The organism is Corallococcus sp. EGB (assembly GCF_019968905.1).
In the GTDB taxonomy this organism is placed as follows: Bacteria; Myxococcota; Myxococcia; order Myxococcales; family Myxococcaceae; genus Corallococcus.
The window spans coordinates 7,143,744-7,150,848 of record NZ_CP079946.1; the positions used below are offsets into that span (position 1 = coordinate 7,143,744).

Below are 7,105 nucleotides of genomic sequence, written 5' to 3' on the forward strand. Positions count from 1 at the left end.
GCCCGATCCTTTGCGAAGACTCGGCGCGCTTCGAGCGGGCGCTTGCGAGCCCTGTCCGAGCCGATGTCCCGGTGCAGAACCAGCGTAGGTGTCCGAGCGTCAGCGGACGAATGTCACGAACGTAAAGCGCGTGAGCTCGAACCGGGTAGGTGTCGATTCGTGCAAGAACGTTCGCAAGCCACGCGAATGATTCCAGGATGAGCCCCTGCGCTGGAGCCGCGCATCACGCTTGGCGGCCGAGGCTTCGTGGTCCCCCACAACGGCCAGCGGCCGGTGAAGCGGGACGTGGCCCCAGGCCTCGACACGCCCTTGCTGGCGTGGGGCAAGACAGGGGCACCGGCCGTGCGGTGGAAAATGAAAGGGCCCGTAATCCCTGAGGATTACGGGCCCTTTCAAGTGGAGGCGGAGGGAATCGAACCCTCGTCCGAAAGCCGTCGGCTCTTCGACCCTACGTGCGTAGTCCGCGATTTGCTACGTCACCAGGGCTCCCACGGACGGGATACCTGATGCCGGTCCTGGAAAGGTCTCGCCGCCTCGGGCCCAGGCACCCTCGGCAGCCAGTCCGCATTATGACGGCCCATCCCTACCCCACGGACCGAGAGCAGGGGGACCGCGCACTAGAGACTGCTAGTTAGGCAGCCAGCGCGAGCTCAACGTTGTCGTTGGCTTTTGTGTTGTTGTCGGAAGTTTTACGAGCACCCAACAAGCTCGGCACGCGTCTCGAACGTCATTGCCCCCGTCGAAGCCAGGTCGCCCCCGGTTCGATGTACGTCATGCGGCCCCAACGGCTCCGCACTCGACCTACATTAACCGCTGAACGCCCCCCGTCAATCCTCCTGAGGCCACGACGGTCGCCCCTGCTACATCCCCTCCCCTGCCTGCTCCTCGGGCAGGCCCCTCACTGGAGACACTTCCATGCAGGCGTACGAGCTGAAGACTCCCACCGGCTCCTCCAGTTGGAACCTCGTGGAGGCGCCCCAGCCCCAGCCGGGCTCCGGCCAGGCGCTCGTCCGCATCCACGCCGTCTCCCTCAACTACCGCGACCTCATCATCGCCCGGGGCACCTACCCCGGCCTCAAGCTGCCCCTCATCCCCTGCTCTGACGGCGCTGGCCAGGTCGTCGCCGTGGGCCCCGGCGTCACCCGCGTGAAGCCCGGCGACCGCGTCGCCCCCACCTTCTTCCAGGTCTGGACCGACGGTGAGCGCACCCCGGAGCGGGTCGCCCACGCGCTCGGCGGCAGCGTCCCCGGCGTCCTCGCGGAGTACGTCTGCGTGGACGCCGAAGGGCTCGTGCACCTGCCGGACTGGCTCTCCTTCGAGGAGGGCGCCACCCTCCCCTGCGCCGCCGTCACCGCCTGGAACGCGCTCATCCCCCAGGGCGGCCTCAAGCGGGGGCATACCGTGCTCGCGCAGGGCACCGGGGGCGTGTCCGTCTTCGCGCTCCAGTTCGCCCGCCTCCTCGGAGCGCGCGTCATCATCACCTCCAGCCAGGACGACAAGCTCCAGCGCGCGAAGGAGCTGGGCGCGCAAGGGCTCGTCAACTACCGCCGCACGCCGGACTGGGAGCAGGAGGTGCTCACCCTCACCGGCAACCAGGGCGTGGACCACGTGCTGGAGGTGGGCGGCGCGGGCACGCTGCCGCGCTCCATCACGGCCACCAAGGCGGGCGGCCACATCGCGCTCATCGGCCTGCTCACCGGCGCCCCCGGCAAGCCGGACCCCGCCGCCACCGGCACCAAGGGGCTGCGCGTCATCAGCACCTACGTGGGCAGCCGCGAGATGTTCGAGGGCATGCTCAAGGCCATGTCCCAGGAGAAGACCCGGCCCGTCATCGACCGCGTCTTCCCCTTCGCCCAGGCGCGCGAGGCCCTCCAGTACATGGAGTCCGGCGGCCACTTCGGGAAGATCGTCATCAGCGTGTGAGGCGCGACTCTGGCGCGCAGACGACAGGCGCCATCAGAAAGCCTCCCCCATCCGGCCTACCTCCAGCGTAAGGTCCCGCGTTCCTCCCGGGACCGTCCGCTCCAGCACAGGGGCGCGTCCCGGCAACGAAAGGGTCCGCGCATGCGCCGCCTGTTGCCCCTCCTGCTGCTGCTCCTGATGCCGGCGCTGCCGGCGCTGGCACAGCAGCCTTCAGACGCCTCCCGCTTCTTCCCCTACACGATGAACACCACGCGCCTGCCCAACGGGCTCACCGTGGTGCGCGTGCCGTTCAACTCGCCCGGCATCGTCGCGTACGTCACCGCCGTGCGCGTGGGCTCGCGCAACGAGGTGGAGCCCGGGCGCACCGGCTTCGCCCACTTCTTCGAACACATGATGTTCAAGGGGACGAAGGCGAACCCGGAGGGCCAGCGCGAGCGCATCCTCGGCGGCTTCGGCTTCGACGACAACGCCTTCACCACCGACGACATCACCGTGTATCAGGTGTACGGCCCCACCGCCGGCCTGGAGAAGCTCATCAACCTGGAGGCGGACCGCTTCCAGCACCTGGAGTACTCCGAGCCGTCCTTCCAGACGGAGGCGCTCGCCGTCCTGGGCGAGTACCACAAGAACGCCGCGGGCCCGGACCTGAAGCTGGAGGAGGCCCTGGCGAAGACGGCCTTCACCCGCCACACGTACCAGCACACCACGCTCGGCTTCTACGAGGACGTCAAGGCCATGCCCCAGGCGTATGCGTACAGCCGCTCGTTCTTCGAGCGCTGGTACACGCCCGCCAACACCCTCATCTTCATCGTCGGTGACTTCAACGACGCGCAGGTGGTCGCCCAGGTGACGAAGGCCTACGGCAACTGGCAGCCCAAGCCCACCAACGTCACCATCCCCACCGAGCCCGAGCAGACGAAGCAGCGCTCCGTCCACGTGGACTGGCCGCAGCCCACCCAGCCGCGCCACGTGCTCGCGTGGCACACGCCCGCGGCCCGCGCGGACACCCCCGACGCCTCCATCCAGGCCATCCTCGCCGAGTACCTCGTGGGCGACACCAGCCCCGCGTACAAGGAGCTGGTGCTGGAGAAGCAGTACGTGGAGTCGGTGAACGTCTACACCACGCCCCACCGCGACCCGTACCTCTTCCCCATCGACGTCACGCTCCAGGACGAGAAGTACCGCGCCGACGTGGACGCCGTGCTGCGCCGCGAGGTGAAGACCCTGGCCGACGGCAAGGTGGACCCCGCGCGCGTGAAGGCCATCCAGGACCACCTGCGCTACGGCCTGCTGATGGACATGGAGACGCCGCGCGACGTGGCCATCGACCTGGCCCTCTACGCGGGCGTGATGGGCCGCCCGGATGCGCTCGCCAGCTACCTGAAGTTCCTGGGCACCGTGACGCCCCAGCAGCTCACCACGTTCGCGAAGAAGTACCTCAAGGACACCAACCTCACCGTCCTCACCCTCACCCCCAAGGTCTCCGCCGGAGGGACGCCGTGATGAAGACCCACGCCACCGTGTCGCTTGTCCTGGCCGCCGCGCTGTCGCTCGCCGGCTGCGCCTCCGCGCCCAAGCCCGCTCCGGAGGCTCCGCCGCCGCCCCCGCCCGAGAAGCCCGCGCCCCTGGAGGCGGAGCCGGGCGCCGTGCCCGCGGTGCCGCTGAAGCAGCCACAGCCGATGCAGCTCGTGGTGCAGGCCCGGCCGGACACGCCGATCGTCAGCCTGCGGCTCGTCTTCCACACGGGCTCCATCGACGACCCGAAGGGCAAGGAGGGGCTCACCGCCCTCACCGCGAAGCTGATGGCGGAGGGCGGCACGCAGAAGCTCACCGCCGCGCAGCTCCTGGAAGCGCTCTACCCCATGGCCGCGGAGCTCAAGGTCTTCACCGACAAGGAGATGACCACCCTCTCCGGCCGCGTCCACCAGGACTACCTGCCCGCGTTCCTGGAGATCTTCACCGACACGCTGCTCGCGCCGCGCTTCGACTCCGCGGAGTTCGAGCGCCAGCGCGCCAACGCGCTCAACGCCGTGCGCAACGGCCTGCGCAGCGAGGACGACGAGACGCTGGGCAAGGTGGGCCTGGACGCGCTGCTCTACGCGGGGCACCCCTACGCCCACTTCACCGGCGGCACCGTGCAGGGGCTGCAGTCCCTCACGCTGGAGGACGTGAAGGCGCACGCGCGCCGCGTCTTCACGCAGGACCGGCTCGTCATCGGGCTCGCGGGCCCGGTGGATGCGAAGCTCCAGCAGACCGTCACCTCGCGCCTGGGCGCGCTGCCCGCCACGGGCGCGCCCCGGGTGGAGCTGCCCCCCGTGCCGTCGTCCGCGGGGCGCACGCTCATCCTCCAGAAGCCCGCGCTCTCCACCGCCGTGAGCATGGGCTTCGTCACGCCGCTGCGCCGCGGAGACCCGGACTTCTTCCCCGTGGCGTTCGCGCTGTCGAACCTGGGCGAGCACCGCCAGTTCATCGGCGTGCTCTTCAACGAGCTGCGGGAGCAGCGCGGCCTCAATTACGGCGACTACGCCTACGCCGAGCACTTCATCGAGGACCGGGGCAACGGCACCTTCAACCGCACCAACCTGGTGCGCACGCAGCAGGACATCTCGCTCTGGCTGCGTCCCGTGGTGCCCGCCAACGCCGTGTTCGCCACGCGTGGCGCGGTGTACTTCCTGGAGCGCATGTCGAAGGAGCCCCTCTCGCAGGACCGCTTCGACCTGGTCCGCGGCTTCCTCCAGGGCTACACGCGCCTGTGGGAGCAGACGGACCAGCGGCGGCTGGGCTACGCCATCGACTCGCTCTACTACGGCACGCCGGACTTCCTGGACGCGTACCGCGAGGCGCTGAAGACGATGACGCCGGAGTCCGTGCAGGCCGCCGTGCGCCGCCAGCTCCCGCCGGAGAAGCTGGCGTTCGTCTACGTGACGGAGGACGCGCAGGGGCTGACGCAGCAGCTGAAGTCAGGCGCGCCATCGCCCATCACCTATGCGTCGCCCAAGACGCCGGAGCTGCTCAAGCTGGATGAGACGCTCATCCAGCAGAAGCTGCCGGTGCGCCCGGACGCCATCCAGGTCGTCCCGGCGGCGCAGTTCATGGAGCGCTGAGGTCCGCGCTCCTCCCGGCGCTCGAGCTCTTTTCGAGCGCCGGGGCAGCCTGGAAGTGTGTCTTGAGCAACACCCCCTGAAACACAGCCACGCATCCCGCATGTGTAGAAATGGCATGGAGCTGTAGCGCGCACGCGGAGGGTGGGTTTTCTTCCGGCGGGAGGAGGTGGGTGCTAAGAGCCTCAGGATGCAATGCCCCGACTCCGAACCTTCGTGGAGCCGGTCCGCGTGCGGCGCGGCCCTGCGACTCGCGCTCCTGGGCCTGCTGCTCACCACGGCAGCGGCCCACGCCCAGCCAGACCCCTTCTCCCGCGGCTTCGACGCCGTCCCGGTGAAACCGACGCCCGCGCAGGACAGCGGCATTGGACTGGAGGGCGCCACCGTGGAGCCGGTGGGCAGCTACCGGGGCGCGCTGCTCCTGGACTTCAACTGGCGAATCCTCGCGTTGAAGCTGGGTGACGACAAGCTGGGGGACCTGCTGCCGTACCGGCTGGACGCGCACCTGCTGTTCTCCTACCAGTTGCTGGAGCGGTTGGAGCTGGGCGTGGACCTGCCCGTCACGCTGGTGCAGGGCGACAACTTCTCGCTCCTCGGGGACGCGCTGAACTCCCCGAACTTCCCCGGCGCCGCGGGCGTGAGCAGCACCACGCTGGGCGACATCCGCGTGCTGCCGCGCGTGAGCCTGCTCAACCCGAACCACTTCCCGGTGGGGCTCTCGCTGGTGGCGGAGGTGCGGCTGCCCACGGGCAGCGCGCAGAGCTTCACGGGTGAGCGCGGCGTGGTCGTGGCCCCGCGCCTGGCGGTGGAGCGGAAGTTCGGCCCGGTGCGCGTGCTGGGCAACGCGGGCGTGCTGATCCGCCCCGCCGCGCAGTACCTCAACCTGCGCGTGGACGACGAGCTGACGCTGGGCGCGGGCGGCATCGTGGACCTGCCTGACATCAGCCGGCTGCACGAGGTGAAGGCCACCGCGGAGATGCACCTGCGCACGCCGCTGGCGCGCCCCTTCAACTTCGACCAGGCGGCTTCGCTCAAGTCGCCGTGGGAGCTGTTGGTGGGCGCTCGCGCGAAGGTGTGGGGCGACTGGGGCGTGGAGCTGGACGTGGGCCGCGGCCTCAACGCCACCACTGGCTACGGCCGCGAGGCCCTGCGGGTGATGCTGGCCGTGCGCTACGACAAGACCTTCAAGGACGAGGGCCCGGACTCGGACGGCGACGGCGTGCCCGACGTGCGCGACCGCTGCCCCACGCTGCCCGAGGACAAGGACGGCTTCGCGGACGAAGACGGCTGCCCGGATCCGGACAACGACGGCGATGGCGTGGCGGACGGCGAGGACGCGTGCCCCAACAAGCCCGGCCCGAAGGAGAACAAGGGCTGCCCGGTGGAGCCGGACAAGGACACCGACGGCGACGGCGTCGTCGACCGGCTGGACAAGTGCCCGCTGGTGCCCGGCCCGAAGGACTTCGACGGCTGCCCGGACACGGACCTCGACGAGATTCCGGACGGCGAGGACGACTGCCCCGACGTGGCCGGACCGCCGGAGAACAACGGCTGCCCGTACGACGCCCCGCCCTACGTGGTGGTGGAGTCCGACCGCATCCGCATCAAGGGCAACATCCTCTTCGAGACCGGCTCCGCGATCATCCAGAAGCAGTCGTACCCGCTGCTGGACGAGGTGGCGACGGTGCTCAACAAGAACCCGACGCTGGGGCCGGTGCAGATTGAAGGGCACACGGACAACAAGGGCTCGCGCGCGCTGAACATGGACCTGTCCAACCGGCGCGCGAAGTCGGTGCTCGACTACCTGGTGAAGAAGGGCATCGACCGCAAGCGCCTCACGTCCGAGGGCTTCGGGTTCGACCGGCCCATCGCCAGCAACGACACGGCCCTGGGCCGCGCGAAGAACCGGCGCGTGGACTTCAAGCTGGTGAAGTCGGAGGTGGAGACCGGGCCGAAGGAGACGGTGGTGCCCCACGGCCAGCCGCCGCCGCCCGGCACCGAGCCCGTCCCCGGCCCCGGCGCGCCTCCCGCGACGCCCGCGCCGGGCACGCCAGCCGGCAAGAAGTAACCCGCGCCGTTGG

General features: G+C 69.8%; 4 protein-coding genes and 1 other RNA gene. 4 read left to right on the plus strand and 1 reads right to left on the minus strand.

Going from position 1 to position 7,105, the window contains the following annotated elements; genetic code table 11:
* Positions 1-394: 394 nt before the first annotated feature.
* Positions 395-758, minus strand: a transfer-messenger RNA (tmRNA) gene (gene ssrA / locus KYK13_RS29045).
* A 157-nt stretch (positions 759-915) separates the two neighbouring features.
* On the opposite strand from ssrA, the gene KYK13_RS29050 reads away from it, so the two are divergent.
* The 4 genes from KYK13_RS29050 (at position 916) to KYK13_RS29065 (ending at position 7,092) form a co-directional block, all read left to right on the plus strand.
* Positions 916-1,923: an NAD(P)-dependent alcohol dehydrogenase gene (locus tag KYK13_RS29050; protein WP_223636159.1), complete on the plus strand. Its 1,008-nt coding sequence runs from the start codon at positions 916-918 to the stop codon at positions 1,921-1,923.
* A 141-nt stretch (positions 1,924-2,064) separates the two neighbouring features.
* Entirely contained in the window at positions 2,065-3,426 is a 1,362-nt protein-coding gene (locus KYK13_RS29055; RefSeq protein WP_223636162.1) for a pitrilysin family protein, read from the plus strand.
* Positions 3,426-5,027 (plus strand): pitrilysin family protein, encoded by a 1,602-nt coding sequence (locus tag KYK13_RS29060; protein ID WP_223646815.1) that lies wholly within the window; start codon positions 3,426-3,428, stop codon positions 5,025-5,027. Before KYK13_RS29055 ends, KYK13_RS29060 begins: the two co-directional genes overlap by 1 nt.
* Before the next feature lie 187 nt (positions 5,028-5,214).
* The gene (locus KYK13_RS29065) at positions 5,215-7,092 is read left to right on the plus strand and encodes an OmpA family protein (RefSeq protein ID WP_223636164.1); all 1,878 of its coding nucleotides are present in this window, start codon (positions 5,215-5,217) and stop codon (positions 7,090-7,092) included.
* Positions 7,093-7,105: the final 13 nt, after the last annotated feature.

Coding starts and splice junctions, on each gene's coding strand:
- KYK13_RS29060 (WP_223646815.1), top strand. CDS start 3,426: ATGAAGACCCACGCCACCGTGTCGCTTGTCCTGGCCGCCGCGCTGTCG.
- KYK13_RS29050 (WP_223636159.1), top strand. CDS start 916: ATGCAGGCGTACGAGCTGAAGACTCCCACCGGCTCCTCCAGTTGGAAC.
- KYK13_RS29055 (WP_223636162.1), top strand. CDS start 2,065: ATGCGCCGCCTGTTGCCCCTCCTGCTGCTGCTCCTGATGCCGGCGCTG.
- KYK13_RS29065 (WP_223636164.1), top strand. CDS start 5,215: ATGCAATGCCCCGACTCCGAACCTTCGTGGAGCCGGTCCGCGTGCGGC.